This window comes from Kocuria sp. CPCC 205231 (assembly GCF_040980965.1).
Lineage (GTDB): Bacteria > Actinomycetota > Actinomycetes > Actinomycetales > Micrococcaceae > Kocuria > Kocuria rosea.
In genome coordinates this window covers 79,622-100,819 of record NZ_JAVKPP010000009.1, presented here as the reverse complement: position 1 = coordinate 100,819, position 21,198 = coordinate 79,622, and the positions used below count along the sequence as shown (strand labels likewise).

The following is a 21,198-nucleotide window of genomic DNA, read 5'->3' as shown; positions in this document are numbered from 1 at the left end:
GCCCGGACGCATCCTGCCGGCCCCGGCCGGGAGGATGCTGAGTGCTCCGTTCACCACCAGGTCGGAGGACGACCCGCACACTGCCCGGGTCGCCGCCGCCCACGACTTCGACGAAGAAGGGCATTCACCCGTGGACCTGTTCGAATACCAGGCACGCGACCTGTTCGAGAAGCACGGCGTCCCCGTGCTCCAGGGCATCGTCGCGACCACCCCCGAAGAAGCAAGGGCCGCCGCCGAGAAGATCGGCGGGGTCACCGTCGTGAAGGCGCAGGTCAAGGTCGGAGGCCGCGGCAAGGCCGGCGGCGTCAAGGTCGCCAAGACCGCCGACGAGGCCTACGAGTACGCCCAGCAGATCCTCGGCATGGACATCAAGGGCCACACCGTCCACCGCGTCATGATCGCCCAGGGCGCGGACATCGCGGAGGAGTACTACTTCTCGATCCTGCTGGACCGTGCCAACCGCTCCTACCTGGCCATGTGCTCCGTCGAGGGCGGCGTGGAGATCGAGCAGCTCGCCGTCGAGCGGCCCGAGGCCCTCGCCCGCGTCGAGGTCGTCCCGACCGAGGGCATCACCGAGGCCAAGGCCCAGGAGATCGTCCGCGAGGCGAAGTTCGACGACGAGACCGCCGCGAAGGTGGTCCCCGTGCTCGTGAAGCTGTGGGACGTCTTCAAGAAGGAGGACGCCACGCTCGTCGAGGTCAACCCGCTGGTGAAGACTGGCGACGGGCAGGTCATCGCTCTCGACGGCAAGGTCACCCTCGACGAGAACGCGGAGTTCCGCCAGCCGGAGCACGCCTCCCTCGCCGACAAGTCCAGCGCCGACCCCCTCGAGGAGAAGGCCAAGGAGCACGACCTCAACTACGTCAAGCTCGACGGCGAGGTCGGCATCATCGGCAACGGCGCGGGCCTGGTGATGTCCACCCTGGACGTCGTCGCCTACGCCGGCGAGAAGCACGGCAACGTCAAGCCGGCCAACTTCCTGGACATCGGCGGCGGGGCCTCGGCCGAGGTCATGGCCGCGGGCCTGGACGTGATCCTCAACGACCCGCAGGTGAAGTCCGTGTTCGTCAACGTCTTCGGCGGCATCACCGCGTGCGACGCCGTGGCCAACGGCATCGTGAAGGCCCTCGAGATCCTCGGGGACGAGGAGGACAAGCCGCTCGTGGTCCGCCTGGACGGCAACAACGTCGAGGAGGGCCGGCGCATCCTGGCCGGCGCCAACCACCCGCTCGTCACCCTCGCCGAGACCATGGACGAGGGCGCGGACAAGGCCGCCGAGCTCGCCCACGCCGCCAACTGATCCGCCGACCGGACGAACACTTCTAAGGAACGAACAGCAATGTCAATCTTTTTGAACAAGGACTCCAAGGTCATCGTTCAGGGCATCACCGGCGGCGAGGGCACCAAGCACACCGGCCGCATGCTCGCGGCGGGGACGCAGGTCATGGGCGGCGTCAACGCCCGCAAGGCCGGCACCACCGTGGCCCACCAGGACAAGGACGGCAACAGCGTCGAGCTGCCGGTCTTCGGCACCGTCGCCGAGGCCGTCGAGAAGACCGGCGCGGACGTGTCGATCGTCTTCGTGCCGCCGGCCTTCACGAAGGACGCTGTGATCGAGGCCATCGACGCCTCGGTCCCGCTGGTGGTCGTCATCACCGAGGGCATCCCGGTGCAGGACTCCGCCGAGTTCTGGGCCTACGCGAAGTCGAGGACCGGTGCGGACGGCAAGCAGACCACCCGCATCATCGGTCCGAACTGCCCCGGCATCATCACCCCGGGCGAGTCGCTCGTCGGCATCACCCCGGCGAACATCACCGGCAAGGGCAAGATCGGCCTGGTCTCCAAGTCCGGCACCCTGACCTACCAGATGATGTACGAGCTGCGCGACATCGGTTTCACCACCGCCATCGGCATCGGCGGCGACCCGGTCATCGGCACCACCCACATCGACGCCCTCGAGGCGTTCGAGGCGGACCCCGAGACCGAGGCCATCGTGATGATCGGCGAGATCGGCGGCGACGCCGAGGAGCGCGCCGCGGACTTCATCAAGGCGAACGTCTCCAAGCCGGTCGTCGGCTACGTCGCCGGCTTCACCGCTCCCGAGGGCAAGACCATGGGCCACGCCGGCGCCATCGTCTCCGGCTCCTCGGGCACGGCGCAGGCCAAGAAGGAGGCCCTCGAGGCCGCGGGCGTGAAGGTCGGCAAGACCCCGTCCGAGACCGCCCAGCTGATGCGGGAGATCTTCGAGACGAAGTGATCCGGCGGGCTCCGGCCCGTCGACCCAGCACCCGGGGAAGGCCCCGTCCGCGAACACCGTGGACGGGGCCTTTCCCGTGCGCCGAGCCGGCCGAGGAGTCAGAGCCGGCCTTCGAGGAACTGCGCGACGCCCTCGCCGAAGGACCAGTCCTCGCGGGTGTTCTCGGTGACGGAGACGATGAGGTCCTGCGGGTCCAGCCCGGTGCGGGCGCGGAGGCGGTCGGCCAGGGCCCGGTACATGGCCTGCTTCTGGGCCTCGCTGCGGCCCTGCTGGACCACCTGGACGATGACGAGGTCGTCGGTGCGGGTGAAGCCGAGGCCGGTGTCCTCGGCGATGATCTGGCCGGGCCGGTGCTCGGTGATGATCTGGTAGCGGTCGCGGGGCGGGGCCGCGAAGGTGTCGAGCATGACGTCCTGGACGGTGTCGGCGAGCTCGCGGAGCTGTTCGGGGGTTCGACGGTCTTCGGTGACGTCGATGCGCACGAGGGGCACGGGTGGGTCCTTCCGGTGGATGGCACGTGGTGGACGACTGTTCCACCGTGCTCGAAAGTATGTCAAGACATTACGACAAAGAAAAGACCTGATGGGCGTCCCTTGCCCCCTCCGGTGGCCCCGAATCGGGTCTCGGGGATCGCCGGGCGCGCAGTTAGACGGTATGTCTTTACAAACTGACCTGATGTCGTATTCTGGTTGTGATCCGGACCACTGATCGGCCGGGCGCACGGGATCCGCACCGTGACGCCGGTCCAGCACCAGAAAGCAGGGCACCATGGCGCAGCAGAGCGCGACCTCCACGACCGCCGGCGCGGCGGCACAGCAGCAGAACCCCGTCCTCATCGGCACCGCCCCCGACTCCTGGGGCGTGTGGTTCGCCGACGACCCGAAGCAGACCCCCTGGGAGCGCTTCCTCGACGAGGTCGCCGAGGCGGGCTACTCCTGGATCGAGCTGGGTCCCTACGGCTACCTGCCCACGGACCCCGCCCGGCTCGCCGACGAGCTCGCCCAGCGCAACCTGAAGGTCTCGGCGGGCACCGTCTTCACGGCGTTCCATCGCGGCGCCGGCCAGTGGCAGGAGGCGTGGGAGCCCGCGCGGAAGGTCGCCGAGCTGACCGCCGCGATGGGTGGCGAGCACATCGTGGTGATCCCGGCCATGTGGCGGGACGACGTGACGGGCCAGGCGCTCGAGAACGAGCACCTGAGCACCGAGCAGTGGAACGCGCTGTGCGAGGGCCACGACCGGCTGGGGAAGGTGCTGCGCGAGGACTTCGGTCTGCAGCAGCAGTTCCACTCCCACGCCGACTCCCACGTGTGCGGCCAGCCCGACATCGAGACCTTCCTGCAGCGCACCGACCCCGAGCTAGTCACCCTCTGCCTGGACACCGGCCACGCCGAGTACGGGGGAGCGTCCTCCGTGGACCTCATCCGCCGCTACCCCGAGCGGATCGGCTACCTGCACCTGAAGCAGATCGACCCCGTGGTCCTCGAACGCGTGCGCCGGGAGAACCTGACCTGGGCCGCGGCCAACCTCGCCGGTGTCATGGTCGAGCCGCCCGCCGGCCTGCCGGACCTCGCGGAGGTCATCGCGGAGGTGGAGAAGCTGGAGCGGCCGGTCTTCGGCATCGTCGAGCAGGACATGTACCCCGTCTCCTCCTTCGATGTCCCGCTGCCCATCGCCACCCGCACGCGCTCCTACCTGCTGGGCTGCGGCTCCCGCACCCGCGTCCGCTGACCCGTCCGCGCACCACAGACCTGGAGATCCGCCCATGAAGATCGCCCTCGATCCCACCCCGTTCCATTCCACCCACTCCCTGCTCGAGTTCCCGCAGCTCGCCGCGGACCTGGGCTACGACCACCTGCAGCTCACGCCGCACGCCGACTTCCTGCCCTTCTTCGGCCACCCCAAGGCCGACGACCGGCTCGTCGCGGACCTGCGGGCGGCCTGCCGTGCCGCCGGGGTGCAGATCGCCTCCGTGCTGCCCGTGCTGCGCTGGTCCTCCCCGGACCCCGACGCCCGTGAGGCCGCCGTGCGGTACTGGAAGCGCGCCGTCCGGATGACGGTGGACCTCGGGGTGCAGCAGATGAACACCGAGTTCTCCGGCCGGCCCGAGCTCTCCGAGGAGTCCGAGCGCGCGTTCTACCGCTCCATGGAGGAGCTCCTGCCGCTCGTCGAGGCGGAGGGCGTGCACATCGCGATCGACCCGCACCCCGACGACTTCGTGGAGCAGGGCCTGGCGGCGTGGCGGGTGATCCGGGGCGTGAACTCCCCGAACCTCGGCTTCGCCTACGTGGCCCCGCACACCTTCCACATGGAGGACGCACCCCTGGACATCATGGCCGCGGTGGGCGACCGCCTGCGCGTGGTGCACGTGGCGGACACGATGGACCACCACCGCTCGCACGGGCTGCGCTACATCACCAACCCTCCGGGCAACGCGGCCCGGGTGCACCAGCACCTGAAGATCGGGGACGGTGACGTCGACTGGGACGAGTTCTTCGGCGGGCTGGCCGCCAACGGCTTCCTCGACCGGGCGGACTCCGTGATGGTCTCCTCGGTCTTCGCCGAGGACGAGAGCGCGATGGAGGTCTCCCGCTACCAGCTGGCCCAGATGACCGAGCGCGCCGAGGCGGCCCGGAAGGCCGCCGCCCGCACCCCGCAGCACACCGAGCAGAGGACGGAGGCCCACGCGTGAGCTACGACGTCGTGACCCTGGGACGCATCAGCGTCGACATCTACCCCGACGACGTGGGCGTCGGACTCGAGGACGTGACCACGTTCCGCAAGTACCTCGGCGGTTCGCCCTCCAACGTGGCGGTCGCCGCGGCCCGCCACGGCGAGTCCACCGCGGTGATCACCCGCACCGGCGACGACCCGTTCGCCACCTTCCTGCACCGCGAGCTCACCCGCTACGGCGTGGACGACCGGTTCGTGAGCGCCGTGCCGGGGCTGCAGACCCCCGCCACGTTCTGCGCGATCCGCCCGCCCGAGGACTTCCCGCTGTACTTCTACGGACGCTTCCCCACGGCCCCGGACCTGCAGATCCGGCCCGAGGAGATCGACACCGAGGTCGTGGCCGACACGCGGATCCTGTGGTCCACCGTCACGGGCCTGTGCCAGGAGCCGTCCCGGGCGGCCCACTTCGCCGCCCACGAGGCCCGTCCCCGTGAGCAGCTGCGGGCCGACCAGCACACGATCCTGGACCTCGACTACCGGCCCATGTTCTGGGAGTCCGAGGAGGACGCCCGCGCGCAGGTCCACGAGCTGCTCGGCCACGTGACCATCGCCATCGGCAACGACAAGGAGTGCGCGGTGGCCGTGGGGGAGGGCACCCCCGACGAGCAGGCCGACCGGTTGCTGGAGGCCGGCGTGCGGATCGCCGTCGTCAAGCTCGGCCCCGAGGGGGTCATGGCCAAGACCCGCGACGAGCGCGTGGTCTCGGCCCCCGTCCCGGTGGAGACCGTCAACGGCCTCGGCGCCGGCGACTCCTTCGGCGGGGCCTTCTGCCACGGCATCAACCAGGGCTGGAGCCTCGAGCAGGTCCTCGACTACGCCAACGCCTCCGGCGCGATCGTGGCCTCGAAGATCTCCTGCTCCGACGCCATGCCCACCCCCGCCGAGGTCTTCCAGCTGCTGCGCGAGCGCGGCCGCGCCGTACCCGAAGGAGCCACCCGATGACCACGACCACCCCCCTCGAGCTCGACACGGCGGACCCCCGCCGCTACGAGCACCTGACCCGGGTCCGGCTGGAGGACCCGCGCGCCGTCCAGCGCGCCGCCGACTCCCGCCGTCGTCACCCCGGACCCGTGCACGGGCGGCAGAACTTCGTCGTCGCCGCGGACCACGCGGCCCGCGGCGCCCTGCGGGTGCGCGGCGAGGCCGACGCCATGGCCGACCGGCGCAGCCTGCTCGACCGGCTGCAGATCGCCCTGGCGGACCCCCAGGTGGACGGCGTGCTCGCCTCCCCGGACGTGCTGGACGACCTGCTGCTGCTCGGGGCGCTCGAGGGCAAGCTCGTCTTCGGCTCCATGAACCGCGGCGGACTGCCGGGCCTCGTCAACGAGATCGACGACCGCTTCACGGGGCACACCGCCGAGGCCCTGGACCGGATCGGCGCCGACGGCGGCAAGATGCTCACCCGCATCTGCTTCGAGGACCCGCACACCACCTCCGTGCTGGAGAACACCGCCAGGGCGGTGGACTCCCTGGCCGCCCTGGGGCTCATCGCGATGGTGGAGCCGTTCATCTCCCGGATCACCGGCACCGGCATCGTCAACGACCTCTCCGCCGACGCCGTGATCCAGTCCGTGGCGATCGCCCAGGGGCTCGGGGGAACCTCCGCGCACACGTGGATGAAGCTGCCCGTGGTCGAGGACATGGAGCGCGTCATGGCGGCCACCACCCTGCCCACGGTCCTGCTGGGCGGTGACCCGAGCGGCCGGCCCGACGAGGTCTTCGCGACCTGGGAGGCCGCCCTCGCGCTGCCCGGCGTGCAGGGCCTGACCGTCGGCCGCACCCTCCTCTACCCCGAGGACGGCGACGTCGCCGGCGCCGTGGCCACCGCCGCGTCCCTGCTCAAGGGGCACACCGTCGAGGAAGGAGCCGCCCGATGAGCACCCGCACCCTCTCCGTCTCCCAGGCGCTCGTGGAGTTCCTGGCCAACCAGTGGACCGTCGACCGGATCGGTGCCGAGGAGTACCGGCAGCGCACGATCCCGGGCATGTTCGGCATCTTCGGCCACGGCAACGTGGCCGGGGTGGGGCAGGCCCTGAAGCAGTACCAGGCCCAGGACCCCGCCCTGATGCCCTACTACCAGGGCCGCAACGAGCAGGCCCAGGTGCACCAGGCCGTCGGCTACGCCCGGCACACCCGGCGCCGGGCCACCTTCGCGGTGTCCACCTCGATCGGCCCCGGCGCCACCAACATGGTGACCGGCGCCGCCCTGGCCACCACGAACCGGCTGCCCGCGCTGCTGTTCCCCTCGGACCAGTTCGCCTCCCGGCGCCCGGACCCGGTGCTCCAGCAGCTCGAGCGCCCCGACGCCAACGACATCACCGTCAACGACGTCTTCCGGCCGGTGTCCCGCTACTTCGACCGCGTCTGGCGGCCGGAGCAGCTCTTCTCGGCGCTGCTCAACGGCATGCGGGTGCTCACGGACCCGGCCGAGACCGGCGCCGTGACGATCGCGCTCCCGCAGGACGTGCAGGCCGAGCCGCTGGAGGTGCCCGAGGAGTTCCTCGCCCCCCGGGAGTGGCGGATCCGCCGGCCGGCGCCCGAGGAGGAGGACGTCCGCGCGGCCGTCGCGGCGATCCGTGCGGCCGAGCGGCCCGTGGTCATCGCCGGCGGCGGGGTGCACTACTCCTTCGCCACCGAGGCGCTGGCCGAGTTCGCCGAGACCACCGGGATCCCCGTGACCTACACCCAGGCGGGCGTGGGGGTCATGGACTGGGACCACCCGCTGTGCCTCGGGGCCGTCGGCTCCACCGGCTCCACGGCCTCCAACGCCGTGGTCGCCGACGCCGACCTGGTGATCGGCATCGGCACCCGGTACGAGGACTTCACCACCGCGTCCCGCACCGCGTTCCAGCACCCGGACGTGCGCTTCGTCAACATCAACGTCGCGGCGTTCGACGCCTACAAGCAGGGCACCGCCGTGCCGGTCGTCGCCGACGCCCGCAAGACGCTCGTCGCGCTGACGCAGGCGCTGGGCGGGTACCGGGTCGGTGCGGACCTCGCGGCGACCGTCGAAGCCGAGAAGCAGCGCTGGGACGCGACCGTGGACGCGGCGTTCTCCGAGCGGCACCTGCCGCTGCCCAGCCAGAACGAGATCATCGGGGCCGTCAACGAGGCCATGGACGACCGGGACGTCGTCGTGTGCGCGGCGGGCTCGCTGCCCGGTGACCTGCACAAGATGTGGCGGGTCAAGGACGCCTTCGGCTACCACGTCGAGTACGCGTTCTCCTGCATGGGCTACGAGATCGCCGGCGGGCTCGGGGTCAAGCGGGCCGCCGTGGCCGAGGCCCAGCGGGCCGGGACGCCGCAGGACGCGCGCGACGTCGTCGTCATGGTCGGGGACGGCTCCTACCTGATGATGCACACCGAGCTCGTCACGGCCGTGGCCGAGGGGCTCAAGCTCGTGGTGGTGCTGATCCAGAACCACGGCTACGCCTCGATCGGCGCGCTCTCGGAGCAGCTGGGGTCCCAGCGCTTCGGCACGAAGTACCGCTACCTCGACGGGCAGCGGCACAGCTTCGACGACGGCTCGACGCTGCCGATCGACCTCGCCACGAACGCCGAGTCCCTCGGCGTGCGCGTGCTGCGGGTCGAGCCCGGCGAGGGCGTGATCGACCGGCTGCAGCGGTGCGTGGCCGAGGCCAAGGCCGTGCCCGAGGGCTCCGGTCCCGTGCTCGTGCACGTGGAGTCGGACCCGCTGATCGACGCGCCCAGCTCCGAGTCCTGGTGGGACGTGCCCGTCACGGGCACCGCCACCCTCGAGTCCACGAACGAGGCCTACGAGGTCTACCAGCAGCACAAGGCCCGGCAGCGTCCGCTGCTGGGGAACTGAAGGAGGAGTCCCATGACCCAGCAGATCGACAGGACCGACCAGCAGATCCAGCACGTCGAGCACTTCATCGCCGGGGCCCGCACGCCCGGCACCGGTGACCGCACCCAGGAGATCTACAACCCCGCCACCGGGCAGGTGTCCGGCATCCTGCACCTGGCCACCGACGAGGACCTGCAGACCACGGTGGCCGCGGCGCGGAAGGCCGCCGACTCGTGGGGCGACGTGTCCCTGGCCAAGCGCACCGCCGTGCTGTTCAAGTTCCGCGAGCTCGTGGCCGCCCACACCGACGACCTCGCCGCCCTGATCACCGCCGAGCACGGCAAGGTGCTCTCCGACGCCAAGGGCGAGGTGGGCCGCGGCCTCGAGGTCGTCGAGTTCGCCTGCGGGATCGCCGAGCAGCTCAAGGGGGAGTACTCCGACCAGTTCTCCACCGGCATCGACGTCTACTCCTTCCGCCAGCCCCTCGGCGTGGTCGCGGGCATCACCCCGTTCAACTTCCCCGTCATGGTGCCGCTGTGGATGGCCCCGGTGGCGATCGCCACCGGCAACGCCTTCATCCTCAAGCCTTCCGAGCGGGACCCCTCCCCGGCCCTGCTGATCGCCGAGCTGTGGCAGCGGGCCGGACTGCCGGACGGGGTGTTCCAGGTGCTGCACGGCGGCAAGGAGGCCGTGGACGGGCTGCTGACCCACCCGGACGTGGACGGCATCTCGTTCGTGGGCTCCACCCCGATCGCGCAGTACGTGCACGAGACCGCGACCAAGCACGGCAAGCGCGTCCAGGCCCTCGGCGGGGCGAAGAACCACGCGATCGTGCTGCCGGACGCCGACATGGACTCCGCGGCCGACAACCTCACCGCGGCCGCCTTCGGCTCCGCCGGGGAGCGCTGCATGGCCGTGTCCGTGGCCGTGGCCGTCGGCGAGGCCGCGGACCTGCTCGTGGACAAGCTGACCGAGCGGGCCAAGGACATCACCGTGGGCAACGGCATGGACGCCTCCTCCGACATGGGCCCCGTCATCACCCCCGCGTCCCGGGACCGGGTGCGCCGGATCGTCACCGCCGCCGAGCAGGACGGCGCCGCCGTCGTCGTGGACGGCCGCGACCTGATCGTGAAGGACCACGAGGACGGCTTCTTCGTGGGCCCCACCGTCCTGGACAGGGTCCGGAAGGACATGCAGGCCTACGAGGAGGAGATCTTCGGGCCCGTCCTCGTGGTGCTGCGCGTGGACACCCTGGAGGAGGGCATCGAGGTCATCAACGCCAACCCGTACGGCAACGGCACTGCGATCTTCACCTCCTCCGGCGCCTACGCCCGCCAGTTCAAGCGGCAGGTGACCGTGGGCATGATCGGCGTCAACGTCCCGATCCCCGTGCCCGTCGCCTGGCACTCCTTCGGCGGCTGGAAGGCCTCGCTGTTCGGCGACCACCACATCTACGGGCCCGACGGCGTGCGCTTCTACACCCGCGGCAAGGCCGTCACCGAGCGGTGGCCCGAGCCGCACCACGCCTCGGGGGCGTCCTTCGCCTTCCCGTCCTCGTCCGACCACTGACCCGCACGCCACCCCGCTCCCGCCGGTCCCCGGACCGGCGGGAGCGCCCCGCACATCCCGCCCCGCAGGGGCGGCGGAAGGAGAACACCATGAACACCCCGCTGCGCGTAGCCGTCGTCGGAGCCGGCCGCATGGGCGCCGACCACATCGAGCGCATCCACCGCCGGATCAACGGCGCCGAGATCGCCGCCGTCGTCGACATCGACCGGGCCCGGGTCGAGGCCGCCATCGCCCACATCCCCGGCGCGGTGGCCCACACCGACTTCCAGGAGGTGCTCGACCGGGACGACATCGACGCCGCCCTCATCGCCACTCCCGGGTTCCTGCACGAGCAGGTGCTGCTGTCCGCGATCGAGCACGGGCTGCCCACGCTGTGCGAGAAGCCGCTGACCCCGGACGCGGAGTCCTCCTGGCGCGTGGTCGAGGCCGAGGTCGCCGCCGGCCGGCAGCTGATCCAGGTCGGCTTCATGCGCCGCTTCGACGCGGGCTATCTAGCCCTGCGCCGGATGATCGAGGAGCAGACCTACGGGGAGCTGCTGACCCTGCACCACCAGCACCGCAACCCGACCACCCCGCCCGGGTTCACCAACGAGATGATCATCAACGACTCCGTGGTGCACGAGTTCGACGCCGTGCGCTTCTTCACCGGGGAGGAGATCACCTCGGTCCAGGTCCGGATCGGGCGCTCCACCCGCAACGCCCCGGAGGGCCAGAAGGACCCGCAGCTGGTGCTCATGGAGACCGAGTCCGGGATCCTCGCCCAGGTCGAGGCCTACGTCAACGCGCAGTTCGGCTACCAGGTCGCCACGCAGGCGTCCTTCGAGACCGGCGTGGTGGGCATCGGCGGCGACACCGAACCCTACGTCCGCACGGCCGGCACCTGGGGCGGCAGCGTCACCCCGGGCTTCGAGGAGCGCTTCGTCGAGGCCTACGACCGCGAGATCCAGGCGTGGGTCGACGCCGCCGCGCGCGGGCAGATCGGCGGGCCCTCCGCATGGGACGGCTACGCCACGGCCGCGTGCTGCGAGGCCGGCGTCCGGGCGCAGGCCAGCGGGGAGATCGTGCCCGTGCGGATGCAGCCGAAGCCGGAGCTCTACAGCACGGCACCGGTGGCCGCCCGCGCCTGAGCGGCACCGGTGGCCGCCCGCGCCTGAGCGGCAGCGGGGGCCGGCGTCAGGGCGCGGCGGGGCGAGGGCCCCGCCGCGCCCTGACCCGTTTCCCCGGCGCGGCGGCGGGGCGCTCGCGGGGCCCCGCCGTCACCCGGTCGCGCGGGGTGCCGCCGTGGAGCCGCGGACGACCAGCTCCGGCTCGAGCAGGACCGCCGCCCCCGTGTCCGGGCCCCCGCCGATCCGGGCCACCAGCCGCTCGGCGGCCACCGCGCCGATCTCCGCGTTGCGGCTGTCGACGGTGGTCAGCCGCAGGAGATGGGTGGAGGCGATGGGGGAGTCGTCGTAGCCGACCACCGAGAGCTCCTGCGGCACGCGCAGCCCGCGCTCACCGGCCGCCGCGAGCGCCCCCATGGCCATGGTGTCGTTGGCGGCGAAGACCGCCGTGGTCTCCGGGACGGCGTCGAGCAGGCGCACCGCGGCGGCGTAGCCGTCCTCCTCCGTGGTGGCACCGTGCCCGGCGACGGTGCGGGGCTCGAGGCCGGCCGCGGCCATCGCCGCCGCGAAGCCCTCCGCCCGCAGCCGGGCCGCTCCGCCGCCGCCCGTGAGGTGGCCGATGCCGCGGTGGCCGAGGCCGATCAGGTGCTCCGTCGCCAGGCGCGCGCCGAGCCGGTCGTCGTTGGCGACGACCTCGGCACCCGGCACCACGCCCTCCCGGTGGCCGGCCACCACGACGGGCAGTCCCTCGGGCACGCGCATGGCCCCGGTCGGCTCGGTGGCGATCACCAGCCCGTCGACGCGCATCGACAGGAAGCCGTCCAGCGGGTGCGCCTCCACGTGCGCGTTGAGCGTGTGGTCGGCGACCGCGATCCGCAGCCCGTGCGGCGCCAGGCCCTCCTGCAGACCGCGCAGCAGCTCCACGAACCACAGGTTCCGCCAGTCGTCGATGACCACCCCGATGGTGCGCGTCGTCGCCCCGGCCAGCGCCGCGGCGGCCTGGCTGGGGCGGTAGCCCAGCCGCTCCACCGCCTCCAGGACGGCGGTCCGCCGGGCCTCGGAGACGCTGGGGGAGCCGCGCAGGACGAGGGACACCAAGGACTTGGAGACGCCCGCGCTCCGGGCGACGTCGTAGATGGTGGGCGGTCGAGTGTTCACCACAGCATTGTCCCCGATCGCTCTCCCGAATTTGTCCTGACAAATCTCTTGACCCGGTCCGCAGAAGATCCTACGCTCGTTGGAGCGCTCCAATCGTGACCGGTGCCACAGGGCCCGGAGCGACGGCCGCTCTTCGTGCGTGTTCGTCCCCTTTCCCGAACCGTCCCCGTCCCGTCCCCAGTCCAGGAGAGAAACATGACCGACAGCATCGGCATCGCCGTCATCGGCGCCGGCATGGCAGGCCAGGCCCACGCGGCCGCCTACCGCGTGGCCCCCACGCTCTACGACCCCGTCCTGCCCCCGCTGCGCTACGTGGCCGTCGGCGACGTCAACGAGACCCTCGGTGGCCACGTGGCCCGCCGCTACGGCTATGAGAAGGCCGTCAGCTCCTGGGAGGCGGTCGCGGAGGACCCGGAGATCGACGTGGTCAGCGTCGTCATCGCGAACCGCTTCCACCGCCGGGCGGTCGAGGGCCTGCTGGAGGCGGGCAAGCACGTGCTGTGCGAGAAGCCGCTCAGCGACACCCTCGAGGACGCCCGCGCCATGGCCGCCGCCGCCGAGCAGGCGGAGTCCGTCGCCCGGATCGGCTTCACCTTCCGGCGCACCCCCGGCATCGCCGCGATCCGCGACCTGATCCAGGACGGCACCCTGGGGAAGGTGCTGCACTTCAGCGGCCGGTACTGGACCGACTACGGGTTCAACCCCAAGGCCCCGATGAGCTGGCGCTACAAGGGCGGCCCCGGCTCCGGGGCGCTGGCCGACGTCGGCAGCCACCTGGCCTACGTCGCGGAGTTCCTCTGCGGCGACATCGCCTCCGTGTCCGGCGGACGCCTGGCCACCACCATCACCGAACGCCCCCTGCCCCTGGGCGCGGTGACCGGCCACCACCTGGTGGAGGTCAGCGACGTCCACGAGCCGGTCGAGAACGACGACTACGCCGCCTACTCCGCCGAGTTCGCCTCCGGCGCCGGCAGCCTCGAGGTCTCCCGGGTGGCGGCCGGGCACCCCAACACCCTGACCTTCGAGGTGTTCTGCGAGAAGGGCGCGGCCCGGTTCAACCAGCTGCGCCCGGCCGAGATCGAGCTGTTCCTCCACGAGGGGCCCGAGGCCACCAACGGCTACCGCACCGTCAACCTCGGCCCCGGCCACCCCTACCTGTCGCAGGGACTGGCCATGGACGCCCCCGGCGTCGGCTTCGGCCAGAACGACGCCTTCGGCTACCAAGCCCGCGCCTTCCTCGAGGAGGTCGCAGGTCTCGACGAGTCCGTTTTACTGCCGCGCAACGCCTCCTTCGCGGACGGCGTGCACAACATGGAGATCCTGCAGGCGGCCGTGGAGTCGGCCACCAACAACGGAAAGAAGGTCGTCCTGTGAAGCTCGGCGTCTACAACGCGATCCTGCACGACCGCCCGCTCCCGGAGGCCCTGAAGGTCATCGCCGACCTCGGCCTGACCGGCATCGAGATCAACACCGGTGGATTCCTGCCGGCCGTCCACGTCCCGGACATGGACCAGATCCTCGAGAGCGACGCCGCCCGCGACGACTATCTCGCGATCTTCGAGGGCACCGGCGTGTCGATGGCCGGGCTGAACTGCAACGGCAACCCGCTGCACCCCAAGCGTGCCATCGGGGAGAAGCACGCCGAGGACATCCGCCGCTCCATCCGGCTGGCCGAGCGGCTGGGCCAGACCCGGGTGGTCACCATGTCCGGGCTGCCCGGCGGGGAGCCCGGGGCCACCGTGCCCAACTGGATCGTCAACGCCTGGAACTCCGCCTCCCTGGACGTGCTGGACTACCAGTGGGGTCTCGTCGCCGATTTCTGGCGGGAGACCGACCGGATGGCCGCCGACCACGGCGTGAAGGTGGCCCTGGAGCTGCACCCGCAGAACGTCGTCTTCAACACCGCCGACGTCTACAAGCTCGTCGAGCTGACCGGTGCCACCCACGTGGGCGTGGAGCTCGACGCCTCGCACCTGTTCTGGCAGCAGATGGACCCGGTCGCCGTGGTCCGCGAGCTCGGCCCGCTGATCTTCCACGCGGCCGCGAAGGACGTGCGGATCAACAAGGACAACGCCGCGCTCTACGGTGTGCTGGACAACAGCTTCCGCCGCCTCTCCCCCGAGGAGGACCGCACCAACCTCGGCGGGGACGAGTGGGCCAACGAGTGGCCGAAGGACTCCGCGTGGGACTTCGTGGCGCTGGGCCGCGGCCACGACACCGCCTACTGGGCCGAGTTCCTCACCGCGCTGCACGAGGTCGACCCGGACATGGCGGTCAACATCGAGCACGAGGACGTCTCCCTGGGCCGGATCGAGGGCCTCGAGATCGCCGCCGGCGTCTTGAAGGACGCCGCCGCGTCCGTCGGCGCCCTGCGCTGATCCGTTCGCCGGTGCAGGAAGGGCCCGCCCCCTCGGGGACGGGCCCTTGGCGCACGGACGGTGCCGGGGGTGCTCAGCGGCCGAAGGGCAGCCGGGGGTCGACGGCCGACTCGTCCCAGGTCCGGCGGATCCAGCCGTGGTGGGGGTCGTCGCTGATCAGCCACTCCCGCACCCGGCCCGGCCCGGCCATGACGTTGAGGTAGTACAGGTCGTAGCCGGGGGTCGCCATGGCGGGCCCGTGCCAGCCGTAGGGCACCAGGACGACGTCGCCGGAGCGCACCTCGGCGCTGACGTCGATGGGGCGGTCGTCCGAGGCGTAGACCCGCTGGTAGCCCATCGGGTCGGTGCCGCCGGACTCCGGGGCGGGCATGCCCTCGGCGAGCTGCGTCTCGAAGTAGTAGATCTCCTCCAGGGCGGTCTCCCCGTCCTTCTCCTCGTCGTGCTTGTGCGGCGGGTAGGAGGACCAGTTGCCGGCCGGGGTGAGCACCTCGCACACGATGAACCGGTCGGCCTCCAGCGCGGCGGGCGTGCCGAAGTTGTGCACCTGGCGCGAGCAGTTCCCCGCCCCGCGCAGCTCCACCGGGATCTCCTCGCGGGTCACGAGCCGCGTCGGGTGCTCCGCGCGGGCGGGCGCCGAGGCCACGGCCACCCGGCCGCCGGTGGCGGTGGACACGGTCAGGTCCCGGCGGATCCCGGTGTAGAGGACGTCGGTGGGGCCGGCGAAGACCGACGGCCGGCCGGCGAGGTCGTAGCTCTCACCATTCGTCTCGGCGGTGAAGCTCCCCGCCAGGGGCACCACGATTCGCTCCTCCTCGGCGGCGTCCAGGCGGATCCGTCCGCCCGGGCAGAGGTCGGCCACGCGCAGGCCCGTGTGGGCCCAGCCGGGGACCTCGGCGGCGGAGTCGTGGCCGCCCAGGGAGACGAACCAGCCGTCCTGGGCGGCGGAGTCCTTGGGGTGGACCCATTCGGGGCGGGAACTGTCGGTGTGCATGGGTCGGTGTGCCTTCCGGTGTCGTCGTCGTGCGGTGGTCTCGGGCCGCGGCGGTGGTCCGGCGCTCAGCGCTGGACGAGAGTCAGCTCGAAGGTGTACTTGTCGGCCCGGTACACGTGCCGGCCGGTCTCCACCTGCCGGCCGAGGTCGTCCATGGCGGTGCGGTGCATGCTGACCAGCGCGGCGCCGGGCTCGACGCCCAGCTGCTCCGCCTGGAACGCGTCGGCCGAGACGGCGCCCACCCGCTGGTGGGCCAGCTGGAAGTTGACGCCCTGGCCGCGCATCAGGGAGTACAGCCCTTCCTGCTCGAGCTGCTCGCGCGTGAGCTCGCACAGCGCGCAGGGGATCCAGTTCTCCATGAGGGCCAGCGGCTCGCCGTCCGTGCCGCGCAGGCGCACGAGGTAGTAGACCTCGTCGCCCGGCGCGATGCCCAGCAGCAGCGCCACCTCGTCGTCGGCAGGGATCCGCGCGAAGTCCAGCACGTCCGTGCTGGGACTGCCTCCGCTGCGCTGGAGGTCCTCGTGCAGGCTGGTCAGCTCGAGCGAGCGGCGCACCTGGCTGCCCACCACCTGGGTGCCCACACCGCGCTTGCGCACCAGCAGCCCGGCGCGCACGAGCTGGTCCATGGCCTTGCGCATGGTGGGCCGGGACAGGTTGAGCCGGTTGGCGAGGTCGATCTCGTTGTCCAGCTTGGTTCCCGGGGGCAGCTCACCGCTGCGGATCGCGTCCTCGAGCCCCTGCGCCACCTGGTGGTAGAGGGGCACGGGGGAGGTCTTGTCGACCGTGAGACGGAGTGGGCCGGACATGGTGGACCTCCAAGGAGTGGAACCGAGCGGGCGGGACCGCCGACTTCCTCCATTGTGAAGGGCGAGATGTGAATATGTCCATACATTCTATTGACATCTGTGATCCGGGTCACCCAGGATGATCCCCAAGCGGACGGCCGAGGCGGCGCCCGGAGGCGCGAGGCCCCGCATCGACACGAGGAGAACATCCCATGACTGCACGACGTCCTTCCCCCGAGAACCTGCGGCCCAGGGCACCCCGGCGTCTCCTGGCGGCCGCCGCCCTGCTGGTCCCCGCCATGGCGCTCGCCGGCTGCTCGTCCGAGGGCGGCCGGGAGACCACCGCCGCGGGCGAGGGCGGCGGCGGCCAGGCGGCCCAGACCGAGCAGATCAAGATCGCCATGATCACGCACGCCGCCCCGGGCGACACGTTCTGGGACCGGATCCGCGCGGGCGCCGAGGAGGCCTCGGCGAAGGACAACGTGGAGTTCCTCTACGCCTCCGATCCCGAGGGCGGGCGCCAGGCCCAGCTCGTGCAGCAGTACATCGACCAGGGCGTCGACGGGATCGCCGTGACCCTGGCCAAGCCCGACGCCCTGCGGGACGTGCTGGCCCAGGCCGAGGAGGCCGGCATCCCGGTGGTGACCCTCAACGCCGGCGAGAACGAGTTCGAGGACCTCGGCGCGTTCGCGCACTTCGGGTCCGACGAGCAGCTGGCCGGGCAGACGGCGGGGGAGCGGCTCAAGGAGGAGGGCCTGCAGCACCCGATCTGCGTGATCCAGGAGCAGGGCCACGTGGGCCTCGAGGCCCGGTGCGCCGGCGTCAAGGAGGCGCTGCCGGAGACGGAGATCCTCTACGTGCAGGGCACGGACATGACCCAGGTGTCCTCGACCGCCACGGCCAAGCTGCAGGCCTCGACGGAGGCCGACTCGATCATCGGGCTCGGCGCGCCCTACACGATGACCCTGCTCGAGGCGAAGGAGTCGGCCGGCAGCGACGCGACCGTCGCGTCCTTCGACATGAACGGCGACCTCGCCCAGGCCGTCGTCGACGGGGACGTGCTGTTCACCATCGACCAGCAGCCGTGGCTGCAGGGCTACCTGTCCGTGGACTCCCTGTGGCAGAACCACCGGGGCGCCTTCAAGATCGGCGGCGGCCAGGCGACGCTCACGGGTCCCGCCGTCGTGGACTCGTCGAACGCCGAGGACGTCCTCGAGTACGCGAACGAGGGCATCCGCTGAGCGGGCCCGGGAACCAGGAGCAGAAGGCCATGACCTCCACCCGTACACCGGCCGCTGCACCGGCGCCGGACCGCGGCTCCTCCGGAGCCCCCTCCACGCCCGCCGCCGCGGCCCCGGCCGACGAGCGCATCCAGACCAAGGGCCTGCTGGGCACCTTCCTGGCCCGCCCCGAGATCGGGGCGCTGGTCGGGGCGATCGTGGTGGCGCTGTTCTTCGCCGTCGCCGCCCCCTCGATCACCCAGGCACAGTCCATCTCCACCGTGCTCTACGGAGCCTCGACCATCGGGATCATGGTGGTGGGGGTGTCCCTGCTGATGATCGGCGGGGAGTTCGACCTCTCCACCGGGGTGGCCGTGATCACCTCCGCGCTGGCCGCCTCGATGTTCAGCTGGTTCTTCGCCGTCAACGTCTGGGTCGGGGTGGGCATCGCCCTGCTGACCTCGCTGGCGATCGGGCTGATCAACGGCTGGCTGCTGATGCGCACCAAGCTGCCCTCCTTCATCGTGACCCTGTCGACGTTCCTCATGCTCACCGGGCTCAACCTGGCTCTGACCCGGCTCATCGGCGGCTCGGTCTCCTCGCCCTCGATCAGCACCATGGACGGCTTCGACTCCGCCAAGGCGATCTTCGCCTCCTCGGTGACCATCGCCGGGGTGAACGTGCGGATCACGGTGTTCTACTGGATCGCCCTGGTGGCGGTCGCCACGTTCATCCTGCTCAAGACGAGGATCGGCAACTGGATCTTCGCGGTGGGCGGGGACGAGAACGCCGCCCGCGCCGTGGGCGTGCCGGTGGCGAAGACCAAGATCGGTCTGTTCATGGGCGTGGGCCTGTGCGGCTGGCTGCTGGGCATGCACAACCTCTTCGCCTTCGACTCCGTGCAGTCCGGGGAGGGCGTCGGCAACGAGTTCCTCTACATCATCGGCGCCGTGATCGGCGGGTGCCTGCTCACCGGCGGCTTCGGCTCCGCGATCGGCGGCGCTCTGGGCGCGCTGATCTTCGGCATCGCCTCCCGCGGCATCGTCTACGCCGAGTGGAACCCGGACTGGTTCAAGTTCTTCCTGGGCCTGATGCTACTGCTGGCCACCATCGTGAACATGTACGTGCGCAAGCGCGTCGAGAGGAAGTAGGTGACCACCGTGTCGACGCAGAACACGCCCACGGGCACCACCACCGACACCGCCGCGCCCCTGGTGGAGCTCGCGGACGTCGGCAAGCGCTACGGCAACATCATCGCCCTGCGCGAGGTCACCATGACCGTCGACGCCGGGAAGGTCACCTGCGTGCTCGGCGACAACGGGGCCGGCAAGTCCACCCTGATCAAGATCATCGCCGGACTGCACCAGCACACCGACGGGACCCTGCGGGTCGGCGGGGAGGAGACCACCTTCACCTCGCCCCGGCAGGCCCTCGACGCCGGGATCGCCACCGTGTACCAGGACCTCGCCGTGGTCCCGCTGATGCCGGTGTGGCGCAACTTCTTCCTGGGCTCCGAGCTCACCACCGGGTTCGGGCCGTTCAAGCGCCTGGACGTGGCGAGGATGAAGGAGACCACCAAGCAGGAGCTCGCCGACATGGGCATCGACCTGCGCGACGTGGACCAGCCCATCGGCACCCTCTCGGGTGGGGAGCGCCAGTGCGTGGCCATCGCCCGCGCGGTGCACTTCGGGGCGAAGGTGCTGATCCTGGACGAGCCCACCGCAGCCCTGGGCGTGAAGCAGTCCGGGGTGGTGCTGCGCTACATCCTCCAGGCCAAGGAACGCGGCCTGGGCGTGGTGTTCATCACCCACAACCCGCACCACGCCTACCCCGTGGGGGACCGGTTCCTGCTGCTCAAGCGCGGGCGGTCCATCGGCTACTACGAGAAGAAGGACATCCTGCTCGGGGACCTCACCGCCCAGATGGCCGGCGGCGCCGAGCTGGAGGAGCTCACCCACGAGCTCGAGCAGCTCGGCGGGCACACCTCGCAGATGCAGCAGGTCCAGGCCGACATGGCCGAGTCCCAGGCCCGCCCCCGCGCCTGACCGGACCCCGACCCCGCGCCCGGAGAACTCCGGGCGCGGGGTCGGTCCCACCGCACCCCTCCCCGTCGAAAGGACTCCCCGCCATGACCGTCCGGATCGGACTGATCGGCGCCGGCCGCATCGGCGCCATGCACGCCGCCCACCTCGCCGCCCTGCGCGGTCCCGGGGGTGAGCCGGCGGTGCGGCTGAGCATCGTGGACGCCGTGCCCGAGCAGGCGGCCGCCGTGGCCGGCCGGACGGGGGCGGTGCCGCAGCCCACGGTCGAGTCGCTGCTCGAGGACGGGGTGGACGGCCTCGTCGTGGCGACCGGCACGGCCACGCACCCGGAGCTGATCCGGACGGGCCTGGCCGCGGGGCTGCCGGTCTTCTGCGAGAAGCCGGTGGCGCTGTCCGTGGCGGAGGCGCTGCCCCTGCTCGACGAGATCGAGCGCGTGCAGGGCGTGGTCCAGATCGGTCACCAGCGCCGCTTCGACCCCGGCTACGTCCGGGCCCGGGAGCTGTACGCCGCGGGCGAGCTGGGCTGGCTGCACACCGTGCGCGCGATGACCGGTGACATGACCCCGCCGCCGGTCGAGTTCCTCGCGACCTCGGGCGGGCTGTTCCGGGACTGCTCCGTGCACGACGTCGACGTCCTCCGCTGGATCACCGGCCGCGAGGTCGTCGAGGTGTACGCCCGCGGGTCCAACCGCGGGGACCCCCGGATCGGCGAGGTGGGCGATGTCGACACCGCGCTGGCCGTGCTCACCCTCGACGACGGCACGGTGGCCACCGTGGCCGCGACCCGCTACAACGGCGCGGGCCACGACGTGCGGCTCGAGCTGCAGGGCTCGAAGGGCTCGGTGGCCGTGGGGATGGACGAGCACATGGCGATGCGCTCGGCCGAGCCCGGGGTCGGGTTCCCGGCCGGGCCCCCGCACACCACGTTCCACGAGCGCTTCGCCGAGGCCTACCGCCGCGAGATGGCGGCCTTCGTGCGGGTGGTGCGCGGGGAGATCGCCAGCCCCTGCACGGCCCGCGACGCCGTGGCCGCCTCCCGGGTGGCCGACGCCGCGCAGCACTCGCTCGAGACGGGCGCCCCGGTCCGGGTGGAGCCTCTCGGGGCGTCCGACGGCTCGGCGCCGCCGGTCCGCCGGCCCGCCCGCGCATGAGCGCGC

19 protein-coding genes are annotated in these 21,198 nt (G+C 71.6%); 15 read left to right on the top strand and 4 right to left on the bottom strand.

What is annotated here, in order from left to right; genetic code table 11:
• Positions 1 to 130: 130 nt before the first annotated feature.
• Both sucC and sucD read left to right on the top strand, forming a co-directional pair.
• Positions 131 to 1,300: an ADP-forming succinate--CoA ligase subunit beta gene (gene sucC, locus RF640_RS11250; RefSeq protein WP_017832728.1), complete on the top strand. Its 1,170-nt coding sequence runs from the start codon at positions 131 to 133 to the stop codon at positions 1,298 to 1,300.
• Positions 1,301 to 1,339: 39 nt separating this feature from the next.
• On the top strand, positions 1,340 to 2,257 hold the full coding sequence (gene sucD / locus RF640_RS11245) for a succinate--CoA ligase subunit alpha (RefSeq protein ID WP_031282624.1): 918 nt from the start codon (positions 1,340 to 1,342) through the stop codon (positions 2,255 to 2,257).
• Between the two features lie 98 nt (positions 2,258 to 2,355).
• Here the strand turns inward: sucD and RF640_RS11240 are convergent, their stop codons facing one another.
• Positions 2,356 to 2,748, bottom strand: coding sequence for a tautomerase family protein (locus RF640_RS11240; RefSeq protein ID WP_109222522.1), 393 nt, complete (start codon positions 2,746 to 2,748; stop codon positions 2,356 to 2,358).
• Positions 2,749 to 3,025: 277 nt separating this feature from the next.
• On the opposite strand from RF640_RS11240, the gene RF640_RS11235 reads away from it, so the two are divergent.
• The 7 genes from RF640_RS11235 (at position 3,026) to RF640_RS11205 (ending at position 11,491) form a co-directional block, all read left to right on the top strand.
• Complete coding sequence (locus RF640_RS11235; protein ID WP_017832725.1) at positions 3,026 to 3,985, top strand: sugar phosphate isomerase/epimerase; 960 nt, start codon at positions 3,026 to 3,028, stop codon at positions 3,983 to 3,985.
• A 34-nt stretch (positions 3,986 to 4,019) separates the two neighbouring features.
• A complete protein-coding gene (locus RF640_RS11230) occupies positions 4,020 to 4,946 on the top strand; it encodes a sugar phosphate isomerase/epimerase (RefSeq protein ID WP_017832724.1) in 927 nt (308 codons plus the stop codon).
• A complete protein-coding gene (gene iolC / locus RF640_RS11225) occupies positions 4,943 to 5,929 on the top strand; it encodes a 5-dehydro-2-deoxygluconokinase (protein WP_017832723.1) in 987 nt (328 codons plus the stop codon). The genes RF640_RS11230 and iolC overlap by 4 nt, the downstream gene beginning before the upstream one ends.
• Positions 5,926 to 6,864 (top strand): hypothetical protein, encoded by a 939-nt coding sequence (locus tag RF640_RS11220; RefSeq protein WP_035926938.1) that lies wholly within the window; start codon positions 5,926 to 5,928, stop codon positions 6,862 to 6,864. Before iolC ends, RF640_RS11220 begins: the two co-directional genes overlap by 4 nt.
• Complete coding sequence (iolD, locus tag RF640_RS11215; RefSeq protein ID WP_176338002.1) at positions 6,861 to 8,816, top strand: 3D-(3,5/4)-trihydroxycyclohexane-1,2-dione acylhydrolase (decyclizing); 1,956 nt, start codon at positions 6,861 to 6,863, stop codon at positions 8,814 to 8,816. The genes RF640_RS11220 and iolD overlap by 4 nt, the downstream gene beginning before the upstream one ends.
• A gap of 12 nt (positions 8,817 to 8,828) precedes the next feature.
• On the top strand, positions 8,829 to 10,364 hold the full coding sequence (locus tag RF640_RS11210) for a CoA-acylating methylmalonate-semialdehyde dehydrogenase (protein WP_368827873.1): 1,536 nt from the start codon (positions 8,829 to 8,831) through the stop codon (positions 10,362 to 10,364).
• A gap of 89 nt (positions 10,365 to 10,453) precedes the next feature.
• Complete coding sequence (locus RF640_RS11205) at positions 10,454 to 11,491, top strand: Gfo/Idh/MocA family protein (protein ID WP_368827871.1); 1,038 nt, start codon at positions 10,454 to 10,456, stop codon at positions 11,489 to 11,491.
• 129 nt (positions 11,492 to 11,620) lie between these two features.
• Here RF640_RS11205 and RF640_RS11200 read toward each other — a convergent pair whose 3' ends face one another.
• Positions 11,621 to 12,625: a LacI family DNA-binding transcriptional regulator gene (locus RF640_RS11200; protein WP_109222568.1), complete on the bottom strand. Its 1,005-nt coding sequence runs from the start codon at positions 12,623 to 12,625 to the stop codon at positions 11,621 to 11,623.
• Positions 12,626 to 12,820: 195 nt separating this feature from the next.
• On the opposite strand from RF640_RS11200, the gene RF640_RS11195 reads away from it, so the two are divergent.
• Together RF640_RS11195 and RF640_RS11190 are read left to right on the top strand one after the other, a co-directional pair.
• Complete coding sequence (locus RF640_RS11195) at positions 12,821 to 13,999, top strand: Gfo/Idh/MocA family protein (RefSeq protein ID WP_368827869.1); 1,179 nt, start codon at positions 12,821 to 12,823, stop codon at positions 13,997 to 13,999.
• Positions 13,996 to 15,003: a sugar phosphate isomerase/epimerase family protein gene (locus tag RF640_RS11190; RefSeq protein ID WP_368827867.1), complete on the top strand. Its 1,008-nt coding sequence runs from the start codon at positions 13,996 to 13,998 to the stop codon at positions 15,001 to 15,003. The genes RF640_RS11195 and RF640_RS11190 overlap by 4 nt, the downstream gene beginning before the upstream one ends.
• A 73-nt stretch (positions 15,004 to 15,076) precedes the next feature.
• Here RF640_RS11190 and iolB read toward each other — a convergent pair whose 3' ends face one another.
• Both iolB and RF640_RS11180 read right to left on the bottom strand, forming a co-directional pair.
• Positions 15,077 to 15,994: a 5-deoxy-glucuronate isomerase gene (gene iolB / locus RF640_RS11185; protein ID WP_109268826.1), complete on the bottom strand. Its 918-nt coding sequence runs from the start codon at positions 15,992 to 15,994 to the stop codon at positions 15,077 to 15,079.
• Between the two features lie 65 nt (positions 15,995 to 16,059).
• Entirely contained in the window at positions 16,060 to 16,800 is a 741-nt protein-coding gene (locus RF640_RS11180; RefSeq protein ID WP_035926954.1) for a GntR family transcriptional regulator, read from the bottom strand.
• A 278-nt stretch (positions 16,801 to 17,078) separates the two neighbouring features.
• Here RF640_RS11180 and RF640_RS11175 point away from each other — a divergent pair, with 278 nt between their 5' ends.
• From RF640_RS11175 to RF640_RS11160, 4 genes are all read left to right on the top strand, one after another.
• The gene (locus tag RF640_RS11175) at positions 17,079 to 18,020 is read left to right on the top strand and encodes a substrate-binding domain-containing protein (protein WP_017832139.1); all 942 of its coding nucleotides are present in this window, start codon (positions 17,079 to 17,081) and stop codon (positions 18,018 to 18,020) included.
• 29 nt (positions 18,021 to 18,049) lie between these two features.
• Positions 18,050 to 19,150 (top strand): ABC transporter permease, encoded by a 1,101-nt coding sequence (locus RF640_RS11170; protein ID WP_229587344.1) that lies wholly within the window; start codon positions 18,050 to 18,052, stop codon positions 19,148 to 19,150.
• Positions 19,151 to 19,210: 60 nt separating this feature from the next.
• The gene (locus RF640_RS11165) at positions 19,211 to 20,044 is read left to right on the top strand and encodes an ATP-binding cassette domain-containing protein (RefSeq protein ID WP_217905830.1); all 834 of its coding nucleotides are present in this window, start codon (positions 19,211 to 19,213) and stop codon (positions 20,042 to 20,044) included.
• Between the two features lie 83 nt (positions 20,045 to 20,127).
• Complete coding sequence (locus tag RF640_RS11160) at positions 20,128 to 21,192, top strand: Gfo/Idh/MocA family oxidoreductase (protein ID WP_017832142.1); 1,065 nt, start codon at positions 20,128 to 20,130, stop codon at positions 21,190 to 21,192.
• Positions 21,193 to 21,198: the final 6 nt, after the last annotated feature.